This is a genomic window from Citrobacter sp. Cpo142, from assembly GCF_030332425.1.
Taxonomy (GTDB): Bacteria; Pseudomonadota; Gammaproteobacteria; order Enterobacterales; family Enterobacteriaceae; genus Citrobacter; species Citrobacter portucalensis.
The window spans coordinates 1-20,265 of record NZ_JAOWHW010000079.1; the positions used below are offsets into that span (position 1 = coordinate 1).

Annotated in this window: 16 protein-coding genes; 11 read left to right on the top strand and 5 right to left on the bottom strand. The window is 42.8% G+C overall.

Annotated elements, in window-relative coordinates:
* Positions 1 to 58 precede the first annotated feature (58 nt).
* From OGY18_RS03740 to OGY18_RS03790, 11 genes are all read left to right on the top strand, one after another.
* Entirely contained in the window at positions 59 to 1,177 is a 1,119-nt protein-coding gene (locus OGY18_RS03740) for a tyrosine-type recombinase/integrase (RefSeq protein ID WP_502873476.1), read from the top strand.
* Positions 1,178 to 1,209: 32 nt separating this feature from the next.
* On the top strand, positions 1,210 to 1,638 hold the full coding sequence (gene pilM, locus OGY18_RS03745; protein WP_286551796.1) for a type IV pilus biogenesis protein PilM: 429 nt from the start codon (positions 1,210 to 1,212) through the stop codon (positions 1,636 to 1,638).
* Positions 1,638 to 2,255 carry a prepilin peptidase gene (locus OGY18_RS03750; protein ID WP_286551800.1) on the top strand — a complete coding sequence of 206 codons (618 nt, stop codon included), beginning with the start codon at positions 1,638 to 1,640 and terminating at the stop codon, positions 2,253 to 2,255. Before pilM ends, OGY18_RS03750 begins: the two co-directional genes overlap by 1 nt.
* Positions 2,231 to 2,713, top strand: coding sequence for a lytic transglycosylase domain-containing protein (locus OGY18_RS03755; protein WP_286551804.1), 483 nt, complete (start codon positions 2,231 to 2,233; stop codon positions 2,711 to 2,713). Before OGY18_RS03750 ends, OGY18_RS03755 begins: the two co-directional genes overlap by 25 nt.
* Positions 2,714 to 3,040: 327 nt before the next feature.
* A complete protein-coding gene (locus OGY18_RS03760) occupies positions 3,041 to 3,505 on the top strand; it encodes a thermonuclease family protein (protein WP_286551807.1) in 465 nt (154 codons plus the stop codon).
* Positions 3,506 to 3,590: 85 nt separating this feature from the next.
* Positions 3,591 to 5,096, top strand: a complete 1,506-nt coding sequence (locus tag OGY18_RS03765) for a PcfJ domain-containing protein (protein ID WP_353622744.1) — start codon at positions 3,591 to 3,593, stop codon at positions 5,094 to 5,096.
* 189 nt (positions 5,097 to 5,285) lie between these two features.
* A complete protein-coding gene (locus OGY18_RS03770) occupies positions 5,286 to 5,552 on the top strand; it encodes a type IV pilus biogenesis protein PilI (protein ID WP_286551813.1) in 267 nt (88 codons plus the stop codon).
* A gap of 32 nt (positions 5,553 to 5,584) precedes the next feature.
* A complete protein-coding gene (locus tag OGY18_RS03775; RefSeq protein WP_286551815.1) occupies positions 5,585 to 5,920 on the top strand; it encodes a hypothetical protein in 336 nt (111 codons plus the stop codon).
* Between the two features lie 57 nt (positions 5,921 to 5,977).
* The gene (locus tag OGY18_RS03780; RefSeq protein ID WP_286551818.1) at positions 5,978 to 6,562 is read left to right on the top strand and encodes a hypothetical protein; all 585 of its coding nucleotides are present in this window, start codon (positions 5,978 to 5,980) and stop codon (positions 6,560 to 6,562) included.
* Between the two features lie 55 nt (positions 6,563 to 6,617).
* A complete protein-coding gene (locus OGY18_RS03785; RefSeq protein WP_286551820.1) occupies positions 6,618 to 7,262 on the top strand; it encodes a hypothetical protein in 645 nt (214 codons plus the stop codon).
* A gap of 86 nt (positions 7,263 to 7,348) precedes the next feature.
* On the top strand, positions 7,349 to 7,633 hold the full coding sequence (locus tag OGY18_RS03790; protein WP_286551822.1) for a hypothetical protein: 285 nt from the start codon (positions 7,349 to 7,351) through the stop codon (positions 7,631 to 7,633).
* Positions 7,634 to 7,677: 44 nt separating this feature from the next.
* On the opposite strand, the gene OGY18_RS03795 is transcribed toward OGY18_RS03790, so the two are convergent.
* The 5 genes from OGY18_RS03795 to OGY18_RS03815 form a co-directional block, all read right to left on the bottom strand.
* Positions 7,678 to 14,844 carry a helicase-like domain-containing protein gene (locus OGY18_RS03795; protein ID WP_286551824.1) on the bottom strand — a complete coding sequence of 2,389 codons (7,167 nt, stop codon included), beginning with the start codon at positions 14,842 to 14,844 and terminating at the stop codon, positions 7,678 to 7,680.
* Between the two features lie 62 nt (positions 14,845 to 14,906).
* Positions 14,907 to 16,301 (bottom strand): ParB/RepB/Spo0J family partition protein, encoded by a 1,395-nt coding sequence (locus OGY18_RS03800; RefSeq protein WP_286551826.1) that lies wholly within the window; start codon positions 16,299 to 16,301, stop codon positions 14,907 to 14,909.
* The gene (locus OGY18_RS03805; protein ID WP_286551827.1) at positions 16,294 to 17,358 is read right to left on the bottom strand and encodes a ParA family protein; all 1,065 of its coding nucleotides are present in this window, start codon (positions 17,356 to 17,358) and stop codon (positions 16,294 to 16,296) included. The genes OGY18_RS03800 and OGY18_RS03805 overlap by 8 nt, the downstream gene beginning before the upstream one ends.
* A 456-nt stretch (positions 17,359 to 17,814) precedes the next feature.
* Positions 17,815 to 18,204: a hypothetical protein gene (locus tag OGY18_RS03810; protein ID WP_286551829.1), complete on the bottom strand. Its 390-nt coding sequence runs from the start codon at positions 18,202 to 18,204 to the stop codon at positions 17,815 to 17,817.
* A complete protein-coding gene (locus OGY18_RS03815; protein ID WP_286551832.1) occupies positions 18,204 to 20,210 on the bottom strand; it encodes a DNA topoisomerase 3 in 2,007 nt (668 codons plus the stop codon). The genes OGY18_RS03810 and OGY18_RS03815 overlap by 1 nt, the downstream gene beginning before the upstream one ends.
* Positions 20,211 to 20,265: the final 55 nt, after the last annotated feature.

The following is a 20,265-nucleotide window of genomic DNA, read 5'->3' on the forward strand; positions in this document are numbered from 1 at the left end:
CCGGATTGACAATTTTGTAATCAGCTTTAAAGTGCATCCCTTTTTGTTAAGGGATTTCATGATGTCCAGAAAAAAGTCGGTAACGCTCAGTTTTGCAATGAAAAAGTATATCAATACTGTTTCAAACGAAAAAAAAGGATGGAGACAGGAATTATACAGAATGAGTGTTATAAACCGATATGATATAGCAAATATGTTAATGCACGAGATAACATCTGTTGATATATCAAATTACAGAGATGAGCGTTTGGGTACGGTGCGTGAAAAAACTAAAAAGCCTATATCCGGTAATACTGTTCGACTAGAATTGGCATTTTTGTCATCGGTATTTAAACTTGCCCAGGTCGAGTGGGGTGTTTGCAACAATAATCCAGTGTCAGCGGTTCGTAAACCAAAAATTGGTAAGGGGCGTGAAAGACGACTACTTAAAAGTGAGGAAAGGAAAATATCGAAACATTTTGAGCAAAATGATCATCAGGTTTATATTATTTTTCACCTAGCACTTGAAACTGCAATGAGGCAAGGTGAGATTTTAGGGCTGCTTTGGGAAAACGTGAATCTCAGTATTGGCGTAGCGCACTTACCCGAAACGAAGAACGGTACATGGCGTGACGTTCCGTTGTCAAAGAAAGCAAGGGAATTACTTCTGTATATGAAGCCTCAGGCGCATGGACGTATTTTTTCGTTTACCTCTAACTCCTTCAAGTCAAAGTGGCGAAAGAATATACTCTTACTTAAAATTGAAGATTTGCGTTTTCATGATTTACGGCACGAGGCAATTAGTCGGCTTTTTGAACTGGGCACATTAAATATGATTGAGGTTGCATCTATTTCAGGTCACAAATCCCTGTCAATGTTAAAACGCTATACCCATTTAAAAGCATATCAGCTAGTAAAAAAAATCGATGCCAAAGTCAAAACGGTTAATAAGATAGCATCATACTTTACCCCCTATCCAGCAATCTGGAAAGCTAGTGATGAAGGATACCAAATCACGTTTATCGATTTTGACGATTTTGTAGTTACTGGAGTTAACAAAAGTGAAGCGATGCTGAGCGCTGCTGTTGAATTATTAAAAAAACTCGCTATTGCTGCTCAAGTAGGTAAGAAGATACCTGGCCCCGGTCAACTCGGTAAGATGACTGATAATGTGATTTTGATTAACCCACTGATGTGAAACTCACTTTATGGGAAAAGGATAGTAAAAATATGAAATACACACCAGTTTTAATTTTGTTTGCACTGTTTTCCTATGCATTTCTTTTCAATCTTAATGACGATATAAATCGGACGGGTGTTGAAAATATTACCAACGAAACAATGGCGTTTAACTTTTTATCAGCAACAAAAGCCTTTGATGACTACTATAGTAGTCATCCTGGCATATCAGGTGATGTGACTGAGATAGTTGATTACCAGAATTGGCTACCTAAAAATAAAAGTGTGAATATGGTTGTTGCAAATGGTGTTGGTTATGTGTTTAGCCCAGCAACGGAAGGAGTATATTCTGTATTATTAGAGAAAACTGGGGGGAGTTCATTTATGGGGTTCAGTGATAATTCATGGATAAAAACACCTTCTGGAAAAATACCTAAACCTTCTTTCATTGGTAGTGATTACATTGTCTATATGAGGTAATGATGATTTTTTATCTGATAGTACTAAGTGTTTTAGCGTACTACTTCACTTTAATGTTCCCTGTGTTTTACAAGAAAGAAAAACAAAATGTAATTGCGCAAAGTGAAGTTCTCATACAAGAAACGGATGATCCTGGACAGTATAGAGTGTTGGCAATAGTGATGTTCATTATGCCTGTGGCAATATTTAGCTTTTCAGAGAGTATGCTACTTTCCTGGTTTTGTTTCATTCTGGCTGTGGTGGCTTATACTGATTTGAGTTCCAGATGGATACCTGATTTAGCGATTTATGTTTTACTGGTCCTGTCTATGCTCTCAATACAGAACTCAGATTTAAACTCTGCGCTATGGTCTGTTTTATTATACTTGTTTCCTGCGGTATTAATTAGCGTGTATGGCTTTTTAGTAAAGAAAAAAACCTTGATAGCCACTGGTGATTACTATGTGATTCCTTCAATCGGTTTAATGATTTTACCTGAACATGCATCGAGCCTGATGCTGGTAAACTTTATAATCGTGGTTGCCATATCTCGGTGGATACAAAAAATCCCTTTGGTAACTGTGGCTTATTTCACTTTTACAGGATATCAATTATGTTTACATTCAGGGTTGCTATAAGCTGTCTGATCCTTATTCCTCTTTTGAGTTTTGCAAAAACTTCTACCCAAAATAATTTCAATACTTGCTTCCTGGAAGCATCGACACGATATCAAATAGATCATAGGCTATTAATGGCGATTGCTGAAGTGGAAAGTGGTATGGACCCTAAAGCGATCGGTCTGAATAAACGAGGTGGAAAGGTTGTCAGTGAAGACGTAGGTTTAATGCAAATCAATTCATCATGGTTTCCGAAGCTTTCAGGTATGGGTATTACACGAAGCGATCTACTCGAAAATCCCTGCCAGAATATCTTTGTAGGGGCATGGATCCTTGCAAGCAATATTTCATCCAATGGTGTTAATTGGGAGTCTGTAGGAGCGTATAACGCAGGATTTAAAGGGGCTAATGCACCTTTCCGCATGAAATATGCTAAAAAGGTTTATGCAAAATATCTTTCTTTAACAGGACAGGGATAATTTTTAGGGGTGCTTCCAGTGAATGATAATAAAAATCATATCAACTCTATTAATATCTTTATTAATAAAATAAGATACGGGTCTACATTAATACCATGCCACCTATTTACAAGTCACTCATCAGATATTGTTTATTTCAAAGCAGCTCAGGGACTTGATTTTGAGTATATTAAAAGCTGTCTCTATGTTTTGTTTGATGATGTACACAATGTTGAATATAACCCCTCAACCGGAAATGGATGTTATGTTTCTTTAGACTTCACGCCAAAAATAGGTTGGTATGTTTTTACAGAGTAGCTATGTACTGTCTGAGGTGTAGGTGAGTCAATGAAATTTAATCAAAAAATCATTCCATTGTGCATTATTCTTTGTTCCGGTTCGCTGTGTGCAGCAGAAATTCAGGGGAAAGTAATTCGCGTACTCGATGGCGACACCATAGAAGTGTTACAGGACAATAAGTCTGTCAGGGTTCGTCTGGCTAACATCGATGCGCCGGAAAAAAAGCAGGCATTCGGACGCTGGTCAACGAATCAACTTAAAGGTCTGGTTGCAGGTAAAACCGTCACAGTGACGTACTCGCAGACAGATCGCTATGGACGGGTTCTGGGGCTTGTGGAAACTAAATATATTAATGTTAATCGGTCACAGGTCATTTCTGGGGCTGCATGGGTGTATGAGCGTTACAACACTGACAAGGCATTACCGGCTATGCAACGTGAAGCACAGACGCAGAAGCGCGGCCTATGGGCTGACAGTCAACCAATGCCACCGTGGGTATGGCGGCATAAATAGCCCTGTCGCGCTGCGCTTGTCCAACTCCTCAACCGCCAGAAAGTAAGTTTGCGGCGGTTGAGGAGTAACTTTAAGAGGTTCAGAGGTGTATGTGAGTAATCAACTGGTATGTGGCAACAATATACTTTCACTGCATGATATTTTTAAAATATGCCAAAACATAGGGGTTCTTCGACTTGTAAAAAAAGAGGAAGACGAGAATTATATTCGCATTATCATTTGCGGTATTTATCGTATTCAAAAAAATAAAAGAAATTCCAAAATCAGCATGTGGGGCTACAGGCTGAACGATAAAAACTCAGGTGTATGGCGCAGAACAAAAACACTTCCAGGTAATGTGCATATGTTTTGGTCAAAACGGGCTGCATTTGATATGGAAGACTGGATTAAACATGCGGTGAAGAATGTTATTCATTCTCTTGTTCAGACCGGGTTCTTAAGTCAGTTACTTGAAGAGATAGAAGAGAAAGTATCTAGACGGATATGTAAGGTTATTGGTATAGAGCACCAATTTAATGCTTCAAAAGCTCTAAGTAAAAGTATATGGATCATGGTTGATAAATCCATTTTCACAAAATATGCCAGAGCCTCACATTGCTCGATAGCCTACAATTCTGTTCGTCAGGCTATGTTTGAAGACTATCTGGACTTTTCAAAAAGAATTTATATCGCTGATGGTGTGGATTATGGCGGGCTGTGGCCTATGGTTGGACGCCTCAGATGCCAGCATAAAACAGGACGATTTACTTTATCAGGAAAGTCTAAAGAGTTGTTTGAGAAACTCCGTTTTCCCTGTGACCTCAGCTATGGATATTTCAGGCATTTACGGCATACCCGCTTGTCACTGGTTTATGCTTTGAATAATAATCGCTATGAATCATTCAGGGTTATAGCCAGATTGTTACGCCATCCACTTATCAAATGTTATCCAGTAAAAGTAATTTACTGGGTCATCGATTATCTGGAAAACCGGTATTACCCTGAAAAAGAAGATGACATTTATCGGGTTTGTTCAAAATGGCTTGAATATCATCACGATTTGTTTAAAAACATCGGGTTTCATGAGCGCAATCTCGAACCCTGGCAAACATCTCGCTGGGAAATGGAAAAGAACCAATTGTGCCATGCAATTGACTGGCTACTTGATGAGTATGAAGACCCATTGATTCACAAAAACCAAGAGTGGCCTTCTTTCTGGAGATTATCTGATGAGTGGACGCAGCGAGTAAGGAAAAATGCTACAGCAGTAATCAAGGAATGGAAAGGAACAGGTATTAACTGGGAGACTATTGATAATGGTGTGACTGAACTGGTCACCTTTGAAGGCTTGTGTAAGGAAGGGCTGGAGATGGAACACTGCGTTGCCAGCTATGCGCACTGGTGCGCCTCTGGTGAATATCTTGCCTTTTCAGTATCAATGGGAAATGAAAGAGCAACACTTGGCCTCTCCAGAACTAAGCATAATGTGACATATCAGTTTGACCAGATCAGGGGAATTCATAATGAGGCTGTTTCAAGGAGTATGCTGAACAAAGGTAAAAAAACTTTAAAAATCATTAATTCATTTTCAACAAAAAATAAATCTTTTTAACGTGAGGGTTTATTATGTCTGATGATATAAGCGTTAGATACATTTCCGCTGAGTTTGAAAGGTCATTAAGTGCTTTTTGTAACTGGAGTCTGGAGAAGGATGAACAGGGAAAATACATTGATAAAAACACTCAGTACGCATGGAGTGAGTATTTACGGATAAATTACCTGAATGTTTTGGGACATGGTCATGACAGTAAAAATCCTTGTTGTATCAAATGACGGGAGTGAATCCCTGATTGATTTTTATCCCGATAATAATTTGATCAAAGTGATGAAGTCTTTACGCACACCAGAAAACCGGATGGTGTGTATTCTACAGAATGGAGAGCGACTGCATCGCTGGGACAGGAATTTTGGCTCTGTACAGAAAAACCACTGGTGCAAAGTCGCCCTTGAGAGCTTTGAGATTTTAGGTTCAACAGAACATATCCGGCATGTAAGCGCGAATAAATAGAAGGTAACACAAATAAAAGTCTGGAGGTGGTAATGGCCTTAAATTATTTAGACGGAAAAAATCTTTGTGATTGCGATACAGATGGACATGTACTACTAGTTGCCTGGAGTGGTGGACAATGCGCCGACTTATTTATCACTGATGATGACCATTTGCTCTTTTTGGTTATTTTTGCAAATGAACATGGGCGAGATTTGCAAAGCCTTTTCAGTCGGGGAGGGGTTAATTATCAAACATGCTTTTGCAAAATTACGAATAATTCATTTATAGGTTTTCTAAATTCAAATAAAGCATATCACGCTTTGCGTGATTTTATTACCAGCAATAACATATCACAGATTGAAGTCAGCTTTCCTGAGATGAATTGATATTGGCAGGATTGTTTATTAAAGTAAATTTTTCTTACAATAAAAGGACTCATAAAAATGAAACATGAAAATGAGCTGGCTTGTGTTAACCGCTATGGTGAGAAAATCCTGATAATGAAAGGACGAGGCACTGATACAGACTTCTGGATTTATTTGAATGTTAGAGGGCGAATGGTTAAACATTGCTATTCTCGCATTCTTGATTTTAATGGCTCTCAGTTAACTCTCGAGCGAGCCGTGAATACGCTTATAGATAAACTGGATGATATGCTGGCGTATGGTGAGACAATTATTCCTATGTCTGATGTAGAAATAGAAGAACAACGAATTATTTTTGAAAATAAACATTCGGGAATGGATTTTTCGAGGGATTGCCAAGGCGAATACTCTAATGAAGAAGTAGAAATCATTTTTGATGCGTGTCTTGATGTGAAAGACGAACAGCGGCGCAAAGAAACTGGAGACAAAAAAAGACCTTGTCCAGAACCTTTAGATGGGTGGTGTGATTGTGGAAAATGCAAATCTATGAGTTTACATAAAGAGAAGAATATTTATGTTTGTCTTATTTGTTATAAACAAACCGAACCGTTTCTTCCTATTGATTTTAACTCAAGCGATTGGCTACCTGAGAATGCCTTGTAGTTTAATCTGGCGCATGCTGAAATAAATCCTGAGATATTGACTTAAGGAATTGTATATGAAAGTGAGTTCAGTAAAAACAGTTTATGAATTTATGCGTTACTGCCGTATGCCTCTCTGGTTTCAGCGTTCAATCAGGGATATGAAAGTCGGCGATACATTCATTCTTGGTAAATACACGCAACCAATTTCCACCTATAATCATCTTATCCATTTATCAACTCCCTTATCTGATTCTGGTGGCGAGCCATCATTTGTGGCAGAAGCATGGATAGAAAAAGAACGAGGTATTTATAAATTTTACGCTACATGGACTTTCCCGACTAAGCCTGAACGTAGCATGATAATGACTTTCGGTAATTTCAAAATTATAAAAGGTGGTTTTATAGTGTTTGATTCAGAGTCCGAGGCGATAATAAATTTTGCAAAGGTTTGTCGGTATCTTGCTAAAATGCTTGACGGTATGACTATGGACGAAAAAAAAGAATATTTCGCAGCTAACAGTTCTCCTCTTTTTAATGGGATTTGGTTAGACAGTGACCATACAGAAAGACGAGAACGGGCAGTACAAGTTGAAGGGAAAATTAAAAGGGTCTTGATTAGTTATAAAAATCATCAAATGACTCATCAACTTGCTGCAATTGTTGATGCAGGAATAGCATTAGGTTCTCTCCCCCTCTCAGAGTCAATGAATGTCAGGTGAGCTTCTGCCGCGCTGCGCTTGACCAACCCTTCCTCAACCTAAAATAAATTTCAGGTATTGTCACGGTTATCGTTAATGGAGATGTTATGGAATTTGAACAATGTACAATGAATTTATCTAACTGGATTAAGCAAGAAGAGTCTGAATCAGGTGATAACGCATTCCTTTATCCCAATACATTGTACTTTACTGTATTGCGTGAAATTAATCAGCAAGTAAAAGAGTTTAGGGCTAACAGTGCTAATTTAGTTCACCTGGCCTCGGAACATTCTGTCACTTATTCTAAACTCAGCCAGGGTGACAGAAATGTTGTTGCAATGATTTTAGCGCTAAGGAGTAAAGTGCCTGATATGAATACTGCCAGCAATTGATGAGGATAACTGCACCTCTTTAAGAGGTGCAGTTAATTGCTATATCACATTTTCATGTTTCTACTATATGTTGTAGGTTTATTTATTTCGGTTGTTGGTGTGTTCGTTCCAGATTGTACCTTTTCCTTATCGGCGTTGGTTATAGCATCATATTTTGCTTTCTCAGCCTTTGACTGCTCTTCCAGTTCGCTGATTCTGACCTCGCACAGAGATAATCTTTCATGCAAGTCTGTCGGAAATGTTTCCAGTGTATCCAGGAATTCTGAAAGTTTGAATTTTTCACGTTCTCCCTTCTTATAGACTAAGCTTTCTGGCGACCATGTAGAGTTGCCCGTTAGTGAAAATCTGAGTTCATCCTCCACAGATCTTACTCTAATCTGTAATCCCGCAAATTTTCCGATATCAAGCTCAACTGGTTTGCCAGTTTCTTTTCTTTGGCAAACAGCTTCCTTAATAAAACTCATGATATTTGAATTTAGTTTATTTCTTTCAGTATCCGTTGTGTTATTAAGGTCGTACTTATCACTACCGATTTCTATGAATGAAACGTCAGAGTTTCCGATTAACTGCAATTCTGTAGAAAGAGTTTCCTTACTGCTTTGCGCTTCAATTATGCGGTCGTAGAGTAAATTCATTCTGCTGTAGAATTTCTCTGCTGATTCAGGATGGTCTTTATGCTGATTAAGCAAATCATGGAATCCATTTCGGGACGACAACTTGGTGTTCTCGATACGCTTGTTCACCCGTTCTATTGCATTTGAGCTGTATGCGGGGTCTGATTTTTGATAAAAGCGTAGTGCCTGGTTCAGGTCTAATGCATGATCGTATTCACCTGTTTCGTATAATTCAGCTACCCGATAGCATGCTTCCTGATGCCCGGTACCCGCTGCCTGATGCAAAAGTTCAACGGCTTTTGATGCGTCGGCCTCAGTTCCTATGCCGTCAAAGTAGCAGAATGACAGAAGATACATACCTTCTGCACTACCAGCTTCCGCCAGCTCGCGGGTCGTGGTGAATATTCTGACTGCGCTACAGTCCCCTTCGTTATATCGGGAAAAGAGTTCGTTAGCTGTGAGCTCCATTGAAGCTAACTCTTCACTGGTAAGTCTTACTGGCTCGACCGCTGCCGGCATTTCTATCTCATGTGATGTTGACTCGATTTCCAGACGTGATACCAGAGGCAATTCGATCTGCAGGATGTTCGCCGCTGCAATTACAGATTTATCGTTTAACCTCCTAACCCAGCATTTGTTCTGTGTCGGAGCGTAGGAGAAGCGGCCACGTTCTGACAGCATACGCATTAGCCGGTGTGCTTCGCTTCCTTTCTCCGGTTTGTCAGAGAACTTGATCTGCAGTCTTTCCATTTCAGTGTTGTAAATTACTTCACCGAATTTGAAAGGCAACACCAGGTCGGTTGAGTTTTGACGCTGGTCAGTAAGATCAGTGTCAGGTGTATCAGCGTTATTTCCAATTAGCGAAGTCTGTACAGGTGAAGCATCTTTCCTCGGCAGGACCTTTTCAGGAACTGTTGAGATGGAGTCCTGGACATTCTGACTACTTAGATCAGACGTCGGTTCTGCAGTGCTGACTGGGGATTCTGCATTGCTCTCCTTTTCAACGGTCAATTCTTCCTGGGGCTCATTTTCGCTACTGCTGATTTTAATCTGGGTGCCTGGAGCAATTTCTTCGCTCTTGGACTTCCATGTTGATACGTAGTCGTCATCGTCCTGCATTTTCTTCAACTCGACCATTACATCGATGGCATCCTGCCGCAATGCGTCAAGGTATTGTTTCTGCGGATAGTCCCCCTCAAGAGATTGTTTCGCAATTTCTAAATCTCTCTGTAACCGCTGTATGTTCGTTTCGCAGCGGGTTATCTCCGCGATGGCATCATTCAATAAGTTATCTATCCGGACAAACAGGCCTGTAGGACTGAAGGAATCACCGCTACTGTACCGGATGTCCATATTGTTGACGCTAACGCTATGCCCATCAGTGCGGCCTATTGTGAAGCTGGTATACAGGCCCTTAGCATTAGTGCCCGCTTTGACACTGATGGCCATGCCTCTGTAGTTACCAACGAAAACAGGCTCACGAATATCGATGGCCATGTTGTCGACCGCTTTCCTCATCCGATCCTTGAGGTAAATTTCTAGTTTCTCAACCGCATTATCCTCAATCTTTACACCTTCTGTTTTTCGCCAGATGAACGATGTTGCGTGCGTTTGCAGGCCTGCAGTATCCGCATGTTGATTGATATACGCGACATCATCGCGGATGCCCGGTATCAATTCTGTCAGTTGAAGAATGTCTTTCGGGATCTGGGCAACTCGCGCTTCCAGTGAATGACGGCTACGCTGCCAGTTCCGATAAAGGGTTTCCTGTTTGCGCTTCTCAGAATCAATTTTTACCTGCTGGAAAATAAGCTGATTACCCGTAGCACTTGCTTTCATTTCTGCAGCATTTGCTGCGTCACCGGCAATATCTTCAATAACGCGATCGGTCAGTGAACCGTTACGGAACTGCTCAATTCCGCGAGCTTTAACTTCTATGGTTTGCCACATCCTGGCATCATAGGTTCGTTCAGTAGCGTAACAACAGATCTCGAGTTCGAAGTTTTCTTTATCCTGCTCAAAAAACATGTTGCCCTGTCGAATGCCACGACCATGTCTTTGTTCAAGATCTCGAGGCCGCCATGGACAATCCAAATCGTGTAAGGCGACCAGGCGACGCTGGACGTTTGTACCAGCACCCATTTTTGATGTGGAACCAATCAGAATACGAACATCACCGTTGTTTACAGCTCTGAAGAGTTCCTGACGTTTCTGATCGTTGGTTGCATCGTGTATGAATTTAATTTCGTTGGCCGGTACACCTTTATCAATTAGCTTTTGCTTTATATCGGCATAAACAGAAAACTTCTCCGGATCGATACTTTCACCCAGGATTTCATCCATGGAGAAGCTGTCGTCGTTCGTCGGTTCGTTGGCTGCGGCTGTATTAGCAGTGAATTTCCCTTTAGGGGTTGAGAGATCACAAAATACCAACTGCGTGCCTTTGCGGTAGGTATTGGCATCCCAGATGGAGTGTATGCGTCGTACCGCTTCGTTAACTTTGCTACCCTGGTCATCAGGAGCATGTGGATTTACTAGCCGGAAATCGAGTGCTGCAATTCGCGCATCATGTGTCACCTTCAGCGCATTATCTATTCGTGGGTCTTTCGGCATGTTTTCCATGCGATGGATAATTGAGCCCGGAGTCCACTCTTTGACTTCACGACCAAGGTTATCGAGTGCAGGCCTGTCAGTTAACGGATCAATGACGGTTTCCATCTCGCCCATAAACTGTGCCTGCAGTTTAGAACGCGGAACAACAACAGACGTTGGCTTTCCCCCCTTCAGCTTAGGCACCAGTCGTCCTGTTCCATCTGCTCTGGCCTGGGCAGCCAAATCTTCCTGCGTCACAACATCTGCAAACGAACGGTACATGCGCATCAGTTCAGGCACGTTAGTGAATTTCGCAAAACGAGCATTGAGTCTGTAGTTTACTCCCGTAGCATCCAGTTCCCAGCCATTCACTACCTGACCAAACGTTGAGGCCCAGCTGTCAAAGGCGGCAATATGTTTATCTTTAAGTTCGTCATATTGCATGTAGCGCTGCAGAGTGTAGAGTTCGGCCAGAGAGTTGCTGATCGGTGTACCTGTGTAGAAGTAAACGCCTTTCCCATCACGTTTCTTTTGTAACCAACGGCATTTCAGAAATAGGTCCATCGCTTTTTCTGAGCCCTGCAGGTTACCCAGTCCCGCAATACGAGTCTGCGAAGTCACAATGGCCAGATTTTTGAATTCATCTGCCTCATCAATGAACAAAGCGTCCACACCCAGTTGATCGAAGGTAAGCAAATCATCTTTCTTGCCGGAATCAGATATTTTGGCAATTTTTTCTTCGAGTCTTTTCTTCTGCTTCTCCATTTCTTTTACAGACGGATCGCGCTTACCAAGGGACTGTCTGTATTCGTCGAGAGAAGCTGTGATATCGCTTACCTGTTCAGAAAGGAACGCTATCTCGTCTTCAGGAGCCAGCGACAGGAATTTAAACGAAGAATGTCCAATAATTACCGCATCGAAATCGCCAGTGGCGATCGTAGCAAATAGACGTTTACGGTTATCTTTCTCGAAGTCAGCCTGCTCGGCCACAAGGACATTGGCGCCGGGATAGAGCTTATAGAATTCATCTTTCCACTGGCCAAGGAGGTGGTTTGGAACAGCAACTAAGGGTTTATTCAGTAGCTGCATGCGACGCTGTTCCATAATGGTAGCGATCGCCGTCAACGTTTTACCAGCACCAACAACATGGTCGCCTAAACCACCACCTTCCTGAATGCCTCGCCAGATTGCATTTTTTTGCGTGCCGCGTAGCTTGATATCACCGCTTGCTTGCGGCAAAACAAGGTGTGACCCGTCATATGATGCTGGGACATGCGTATTGAAACGATCGTTGTAGCGCCTGGCGAGTCGGTCTCGCCGTTCTGCATCACGCCAGATCCAGTCTGTAAACTCGTTTGCAATCTGTTCCGCTTTCCCTTGAGCGGCCAGAGTTTCTTCCTGATTTACGGTATAAATAGGGGAGCCGTCATCGTTAAACCCGGTAATATCACGAACCTGAATAGCCGTGTTGTTGAAGAGTCGATCAAGGATTTCGAGAGCATTCATACGGGCAGTACCCCATGTATTCTCAAGTAAATCCTTGTTGCCCCCTTTAAACGACGTTACCCATTTACCAACAGGTGGAACATAAACGGCCTTGCACTCCTGATCCGCTATGCCGAGATGTTCTCGAACAAATGCCTGAATATCTTTTTGGGGTAGCCAGGTACTGATCAGTTGGACCGAAATATCGATGGCATCAATATCCTGAGGTTGGTTTTCCTCAAGCGCTGAGATGCTGCGCTGCAGTTCATCGAGTAATATTTCTGTGTCGATGTTCTTGAACCTGGCGGCCGCGTCAGGGGCGAAATATTTATGGGTAAATTTATCTAATTCATCTGCCGTTACTGAAGGAATAGCACCATATAACCGGCGCGCTTTTTCCAGCTTTTTCTTAACATTACCGGACAAGAATGTGTCTGCAATATCATATTCAAGACTTTCAGGATTTCGGTAAATCAGGCCGCGGAGTTCTCGCGTGACTGCTTCCGGAGGCATCCCGGTTAAAGTAGAAATGCGGTCTATATCGACACGACCGGTTTCATTAAGCGAAATGACTAACCCATCTTTTGCTGAATCAGCACTGCTGGCAATACTGCTTGGACGATTTACCCGTCTAGAGAAGATTGCTGCCTTTCGTGCGGACGGTTTACGCTGGACGCTACCTTCTTTCTCCGCCATCGTTTTAGTAATGCCCTTGTCGTACTCCACTTCCAGCGACTGCAGAAGAGGATAAAGTGGATCATACTTGAGGACATTCTTATTGGAGCGACTGGACAGAAAATCGTACTTTTTAACATGCTTGTCATAGAGAAGGTTCAGCGACTGTCGTACCTGATCCATGGTGCTCTGGCTGGTATTATCATTAGTTTCCAGGGCAATAAGATGCGTCAGGGTGTCTCTGATCTGAATTGCGCTGCGAATACGCTCATCCTCGACAGCAGAACGGGTGATGTAATATTCGTAATCACCTGTACCTAATAAATCGGGTTTGCGTACCGCAATTCGGTTGTCTGGAGTGATGAAGAAGCTATCAACTTTGACACCTGTATCGGTGAAGTCTACGGATGGTTTTGGCGCTGCAGTATTCAGCTCATCATTATGCTGTTTAGCTATGAAACAATTTTTGGGCAATGGCGAGAGACGGCTGGTAATTTCAGTATTCAGATTTAACCCAGGAGCCGCAACACATTGCGGTGAATTACCGAATGCTCTGCTCTCGAGTTGCATTTGCCCGATCATCTGCTCAGGATGATTCACAAACCATGAGTTAACCTCAATAGGTTCATTGGTGCTGGCACAGCGGACAAAACCGGTATCTATCCAGCTACGTTCGGTTTCTTCCCCTGGGTGAGCCTTCTGAAAAAACACAATATCAGTAGTAACGGTCGTAAGTGCATTTTGTTTGAAGGCGTTTTCAGGTAATCGAATGGCGCCGAGAAAATGAGCTCTGTCAGCGATATATTCTCGATGCTCGGAGGACTTGGAATCCAGAAAAAAACGACTGACAACCATCGCCGTTATCCCGCCGGCACGAACTGAATCCAGGCTTTTGGCCATAAAGAAATTGTGGATTGAGAAACGGCTAGTCTGCGGGTTAAGTGGGTCATTTACTCTGAAGTCACCAAAGGGGGGATTACCAATGGCAACGTCAAAATAGTTTGCAGGGGCGCGGAATTTTTCAAATCCCTGATGGATAGTTGTAAATTCAGGATAAAGCTGGCGTGAAATTCTGGAAGAAATTGAATCGAGTTCATTGAGAGTCATGTCGGCCTGAAAAGGCAGCATACCAGCGAAATGCCCAATACCAGATGCCGGTTCCAGGATACGAACACCATCACCTACCCCAATTTTCTGCAAACCATTATAGATGCCGGTGATTACATCTGAGGACGTATAGTGGGCATTTAATGTAGAGGCCCGAGCTGAATCGTACTCATCAGGAGACAGGAGCTCACGGAGACGTTTGTACTCATTCTCCCAATCAGAATTGGTTTCATCAAACGCCTGAGGTATGCCTCCCCATCCAACATAACGGGCCAAAATGGCCTGTTCATTAGGCGATGCCTGGCGCTTATTGCTTTCAAGCTCTTTGAGAAGTTCAAGGGAAGCAATGTTATCTTTGAACTTAGTTTTGGCACCGCCAGCACCAAGATCAGTGATTGTGTTTAGTCGGAAATTAGCAGGCTTGTGTTGACTCCCCGGAGTTCCAGCATTTCCTGCTCGCTCATGCTCTGACTTGGATTCTCTGTCAGCGCGTCCATTTCTGTTTCCTGCTGATTGATGAGAGTCGAATACAGCATCAGGAACCCCTGCTTCTCCAGCACTTTGAGGTCGTTGGGTTGATTGATTGCCCATCGGGCCAGAATTTTCCGGCCCTGCGCCATCAGCGCCTTGTCGTTCTGAAGCTGCCGGATTGTCTCCTGAGAGAGAATTCGGGCTGCTGTTGTCATGTGGTCCTCGTTGCCAATTATCATCGTGTAATTCCTCATTTTTTTTAGACATACATACCTCATCATGGTTTCCGATTTATACGTATAAATCGGAATGATCATGAGGCAGTACCGTTATTTAGTCAATGAAGCATGATGTAGCATGCAGTCAGTGATTGGGACCTGCATTTCAGGCATTCCTTCTTTTTCACGGCAAAAAACGTACACTTCGCCGTTTTCGATAATACTTGGCTTGTCCACTAACTCGAAAACAGAATCATCAATCCGTACGTAAAATGTCACGCTGCCTTTCGCAGAGGTCTCAGCATGTTCAGCGGCGGTGTTAAGCGCCTGGCTGTCTCCAGCTTTATCCTGCATTGAGTTGCTGGGTTCCACTCGTGGTGCGTTGTTATCGGCTGTCGGTGTATTTGTAATTACCGGCGGCGCATCATTTCCGTTAGCCTGAGAAGAGTTATGATCATCATTATCATGCGGTGAAAAAGTCTCACCCTTATCTCTATTGCCGTCTTCATCTCCTGTTGTATCTTTACCAACCGGCAGCGCATCATTTCCGACAGCCTGAAAAGAGTTATGGCCATCATTCTCACGCGGAGTAAAAGTCTCGCCCTGATCTCTATTGCCGTCTTCATCACCTTTTTCACCAACCGGCAGCGCATCATTTCCGTTAGCCTGAAAAGAGTTATGGCCATCATTCTCACGCGGAGGAAAAGTGTCGCCCTGATCGTTATTACCACCTACATTGCCATTATTATCTTGTTGAATGACTCCATGAACAGACTGAGGCGATTTTGAACCCTTCAACGTTTTCAGCCGAGTTTGTGCCTCATCTCGGGTCAACTCGCCTTTAGTTCTTGCCAGCTCAACAAGCTCAAGCCCTGCCTTTTCAGAAAGATTGAATATTGAAGTCAGGGTATTCAACGTTTCGATATAGGTAACTATTTCATCTTCGAGTAGTTGCTTTACCGGTTCTGGCATTTCCAGCAATTTCAGATGCTTTGAGACAAACGCAGGGTTTCTACCCATTTCTTCTGCAATTTGACCTGTTTTCATACCAAACACATCGCGAAGTTCGGCCAGGTTTTCCGCCATTTCCATCGGCGATAATGGTTCGCGCTGGTCGTTTTCAATGATTTGTTCAACCAGCGTTTTAGCATCCATTGTTTCGGGTTTTGCTACACCATGAGCAATTTGTGCCCATACAGGCTCATCATTTAAGACACATGCTCGCCAGCGACGTTCCCCCACTTTGATGAGGTGTCTGCCATCGGCATCTGCTTCAAACACTGTGATGGGCTGTGCCTGTTTTCCGCCTTTCATCGTCGCAGCCAGACTGTCGATATTTTTGAATTTTTTGCGCGCCTGAGCTTTGCTGTACACTTTCTGGTGCGGAAGCTGGACTAATGTGTATTTCTCATTTTTGGGTCCTGAACCGCGAATCAGGCCGGAGATAACAGAATTCTTTTCTTTTCCATTAGCCCCACCGATTTTTGAACGAAAATCTTTACGCATGATTCTCCTCCTCTGCCTTGATACGCCGTAAAATTTCCTGAGCTAATTGAGTAAACTGCAATGATGTTTCTGACTTAGGTGCATACTCAATCAACGGGGTTCCGATAGCCTGGGATTCGACAATACTTGTCGCTGTTTTTATCGCAGGAGAAAGCAGAAGATCACCGTATTGCTCAGCCAGCAGCTCGCGGTAGTTTTCCTGTATACGCAGCAACTCATTGCTCTTACGGTTTGTGTAAGTGATTTTGTTTATCACAATCCCAAGGAGAGCCAGGTCAGTCTGATAAAGCTGTTTGGTATTCATCGCAGTTCTGAGCTGGTATGTAATACCTTTTTTCGAGAATCTGGCCAGCTCGGACGGGATAACTAACCAGTCAGCAGAACGGTGCGCTGCCGCGAGAGCATTACCAAAACTCGGTAACGTGTCGAGAATGATAATGTCGTACTCTTTTTTTAGTTTCTCGATGCTGTTGTGGAAGTTGTTAATAACTTCATCAGAATCACCTAACTGAATATCTGCAAGATCAAGGCTTGAACCAACGAGGTATAAGTTTTCGGAGAGTTGTAGAGGGATCACGTCCTCATTATCCAGGAACATGTTCCACACATGAGCAGGCCCTGGCATAAATTCATCACCATCCGGATCTGAGAGTATTTCTGACGGGAAGTCATCATCTTCCTGGTAATACTGTTCTGTCAGGTTACCCTGCGGGTCCATATCGATAACAAGGGTTTTATAGCCCATATGTGCGTAGATAGATGCCAGAATGGAAGCAATGGTTGTCTTGCCTACCCCCCCTTTTTGTGAGCTTACAGAAATGACTTTACGCTGTGGGTAAAACAGATTGTCAGTATTACGGGATAGCGCATGGCCAGAAAGTTCTTCCAGTTTGAGCCATACATCAGCGGGCATTTCGCGATAGCTTTTCGTTCCTGGAGGGGCGATATATCCCAGTACCGCTCTTTCTGTAATGCCGAGTACTTTAGCTACCTGGTTCCAGGTTGCGGCAGTTGCAAGTTTAAAGTTACGTAATGCCTGTTCCTGTGCGGAAATCATTAGTTATGTCCTTAATTTTATTCTGATAAACCTGCCATAGTAGAGGCACTACAGCAGGTCGGGATTTAGCTTCTGAGTGTAGAAATTTTCGTATACGAAAATTCCTCATCACCCAGGACGCAGGCAGCTACAGTGTGGTTCGGGTGGCCTGGTGGTTACGGTTTTTCATCCGGTTGAGGATTTCGCTACGAGCCGGTTTATCACCAAAGAACGCACTAAGTTGAGCGTTAGTCATAGCAGGAATGCATGAGCGGCTTTTATTTGACCGAGAAAGTGCTAAGATGTTTTTAAGATTCATTAGGTTCTCCTTTAGTGAATCACGACATGAAAGCAGTACTTGGCGGTCTCTTTCATGTCTGCGTAGTTGGTGCGTAGTTGATGATTAATATACTACGCGCTAACTACGCACACTACAAGTCGAACTACACAGAATTTTTGCGTCTTATCACATTTTCTTCAATTCATGGTCTCCGCGCCGTCGCCTGGTGAACCCGCAACCCGGAACAAACTGATGTTTTCGGTACCGTAAATACTTTTAATCGTGTTCATGACCAGATCAGATCGCTGTGTTGAGTCACACATAAATAAAAGGAATGTCTTCTTTTCCTTTACATATAAAGAAATGAAGCCACGGATCTCACGAGCTGAGAAGTTACGACGTAACGAAATGATTAATGTATCATCGATAGATGACCCATTATGTTTATGGTAATGGTCAACACTTTCTTCCACTACTGGCAATACCACTGCTTCGGTACCCATATAGCCGCAAGGGGTTGCGAGAAAAGGAATTCTGATATCAGTGATATCAGTTTTTAGTAAAAAGATCGGTACAAGCTTTGTCATTATTTCACCTTTTTATTATTTTTCGAAAAATCAGGTTTCCCTTTCTTATCGTTAAATGTTTTTTTACATTCAGGGTAGCCTGAGCAGCCCCAAAAGAAGCCATTAACCCCTTTTCTTCTAATAAGATTTTTATTGCAGACAGGACACTTTGGAATGACTTTATCGAGGTTAATATCAGCAAAGCCTTTACTGAATATGTCTTTAACCATACCAGTAACTTCCCCCATGAACTCATCCAGAGAGAGCTTTCTCTGAGCAATAGCATCCAGCTGCTGTTCCCAGTAAGCCGTCCTTTCTATGCTGGATATTTCGTCAGGAAGCACTCCCATTAATGATATTGCCAGTTGCGTTGGTCGTATTTGCTTCCCTTTTTTTACGATGTATGAGCGGTCAAATAAAATTTTGATGATGCCAGCACGTGTAGCCTCCGTCCCAATACCGCAGGTACTCTTAAGGATTTTTTTAAAACCGGGGTCTTTCACGAAACTTGCGCAGTTGTTCATTGCGGCGAGTAATGTTGCTTCAGTAAAATATTTAGGCGCTGATGTTTTTTTTGCAATAATTTCAGCTGATTTAATTTTTACTTCTGAACCTTCATTTAGTTCAGGTACTGTCTGATTCTGTTCTTCATCTGCATCATCATCTTTAGCTGGTTTAATAAAGTCTAACCAACCAGGGCTGACGAGAGTTGAACTACTTGCAACGATTCTGTCATCACCGGCCGAAATTTCGAGCGTAACATTACGGTATTTTGCAGTAGCCATAAACTGAGAGATAAAGTTATCTCTTACCAGCTTGTAAACCAAAAGTTCATCATCTTTCAAACGTGACAAATCACCGCAATGTGCAGTAGGGATAAGTCCAAAATGCGCACCTACCTTATCGTCATTCCAGGCATCAGATCGTAAAGTAAGGTCCAGTGCAGAAATCACGGGTTCTATTGTTGGGTCCATTTGAACTATGGCTTGCAGTTTGGCATCGAGTTCATCGAGTTCTGCAGTCGGGAGGTACCTGCAATCTGTTCTGGGATAGGTTGTAAGCTTATGCGTATCATACAGAGACTGGAGTATATCGAGTGTTTTTTGGACACCGAAACCATACTTATTTGCACATTCTATCTGGGCTGCTGACAGGTTGAATGGCAAGGGGGCTGAACGTTCAGAAGTCTGTGCAATACTACGCCTGACGGTGCAATCCTGGCCAGATAACTCAACAGCTTTTCGGGAGGCTATTTCTTTATCCAGCAACAGCTTATTTTCATCAAGTTCCGAGCTGAGGGGCTGCCACTTGCCGGTAAAAAGAACATCGCCATGTTGCATGTTAACTTTTACCTGGTAGTGGTCTTGGCTCTTAAACCCCTGAACATCATTTTCTCGATCAACAATGATTTTTACAGTAGCACTTTGAACCCGCCCTGCTGAGAGTGTCTCCTTGAGACCTTTTTGTCGCCCCAGAACTGTAATTGCCCTGGTGAAATTTAACCCTACCAGCCAGTCAGCACGTTCACGGCCTTTACCGGCATAATACAACGGTAACCCAATGTTGCCGTCAAATCTGTTTTCAATACATTTACTGATAGATTTTGCATCGGTGCCGGTTATGTTCACGCGTTCCACCTTCCCGCGGTACCCACATTCATCAAGCAATTCACGACCGATAACTTCACCTTCACGATCAAAATCAGTGGCCAGAACGATGTTAGCTGCAGCCTGGATGAGTTTTTTTACCTTCTGGAAGTGAGAAACAACATTTTCTCTGGGCGTTTTTTTCCAGTTTTGAGGAAAGAATGGGAGTGTTTCTAACTTCCAGCTCTTCATGTCTGGGTCATACTCCTCAGGCATTAAATCGCGGACTAAATGCCCATAAAGCCAGGTTACAACAACGGATTTGTCTTGCGAAACATAAGCGCCAAGAGAGTGGTCTTTATTGTTAATAACGCCCAACTGGCTCGCAAAAGCTTCTGCCATGCTTGGCTTTTCAGCAATCCATAAAGTAGAAATGTTCATAGGGGTCCTTTGGTTGTGCAAATTCGACACTTACGTATAATACGTATTAATCGGA

Bases quoted from the DNA above. Each gene is read 5' to 3' on its own strand.
- pilM (WP_286551796.1), top strand. From the start codon at position 1,210: ATGAAATACACACCAGTTTTAATTTTGTTTGCACTGTTTTCCTATGCA.
- OGY18_RS03770 (WP_286551813.1), top strand. From the start codon at position 5,286: ATGACAGTAAAAATCCTTGTTGTATCAAATGACGGGAGTGAATCCCTG.
- OGY18_RS03750 (WP_286551800.1), top strand. From the start codon at position 1,638: ATGATGATTTTTTATCTGATAGTACTAAGTGTTTTAGCGTACTACTTC.
- OGY18_RS03780 (WP_286551818.1), top strand. From the start codon at position 5,978: ATGAAACATGAAAATGAGCTGGCTTGTGTTAACCGCTATGGTGAGAAA.
- OGY18_RS03790 (WP_286551822.1), top strand. From the start codon at position 7,349: ATGGAATTTGAACAATGTACAATGAATTTATCTAACTGGATTAAGCAA.
- OGY18_RS03805 (WP_286551827.1), bottom strand. From the start codon at position 17,358: ATGATTTCCGCACAGGAACAGGCATTACGTAACTTTAAACTTGCAACT.
- OGY18_RS03775 (WP_286551815.1), top strand. From the start codon at position 5,585: ATGGCCTTAAATTATTTAGACGGAAAAAATCTTTGTGATTGCGATACA.
- OGY18_RS03755 (WP_286551804.1), top strand. From the start codon at position 2,231: ATGTTTACATTCAGGGTTGCTATAAGCTGTCTGATCCTTATTCCTCTT.
- OGY18_RS03815 (WP_286551832.1), bottom strand. From the start codon at position 20,210: ATGAACATTTCTACTTTATGGATTGCTGAAAAGCCAAGCATGGCAGAA.
- OGY18_RS03740 (WP_502873476.1), top strand. From the start codon at position 59: ATGATGTCCAGAAAAAAGTCGGTAACGCTCAGTTTTGCAATGAAAAAG.
- OGY18_RS03795 (WP_286551824.1), bottom strand. From the start codon at position 14,844: ATGTCTAAAAAAAATGAGGAATTACACGATGATAATTGGCAACGAGGA.
- OGY18_RS03810 (WP_286551829.1), bottom strand. From the start codon at position 18,204: ATGACAAAGCTTGTACCGATCTTTTTACTAAAAACTGATATCACTGAT.
- OGY18_RS03800 (WP_286551826.1), bottom strand. From the start codon at position 16,301: ATGCGTAAAGATTTTCGTTCAAAAATCGGTGGGGCTAATGGAAAAGAA.
- OGY18_RS03760 (WP_286551807.1), top strand. From the start codon at position 3,041: ATGAAATTTAATCAAAAAATCATTCCATTGTGCATTATTCTTTGTTCC.
- OGY18_RS03785 (WP_286551820.1), top strand. From the start codon at position 6,618: ATGAAAGTGAGTTCAGTAAAAACAGTTTATGAATTTATGCGTTACTGC.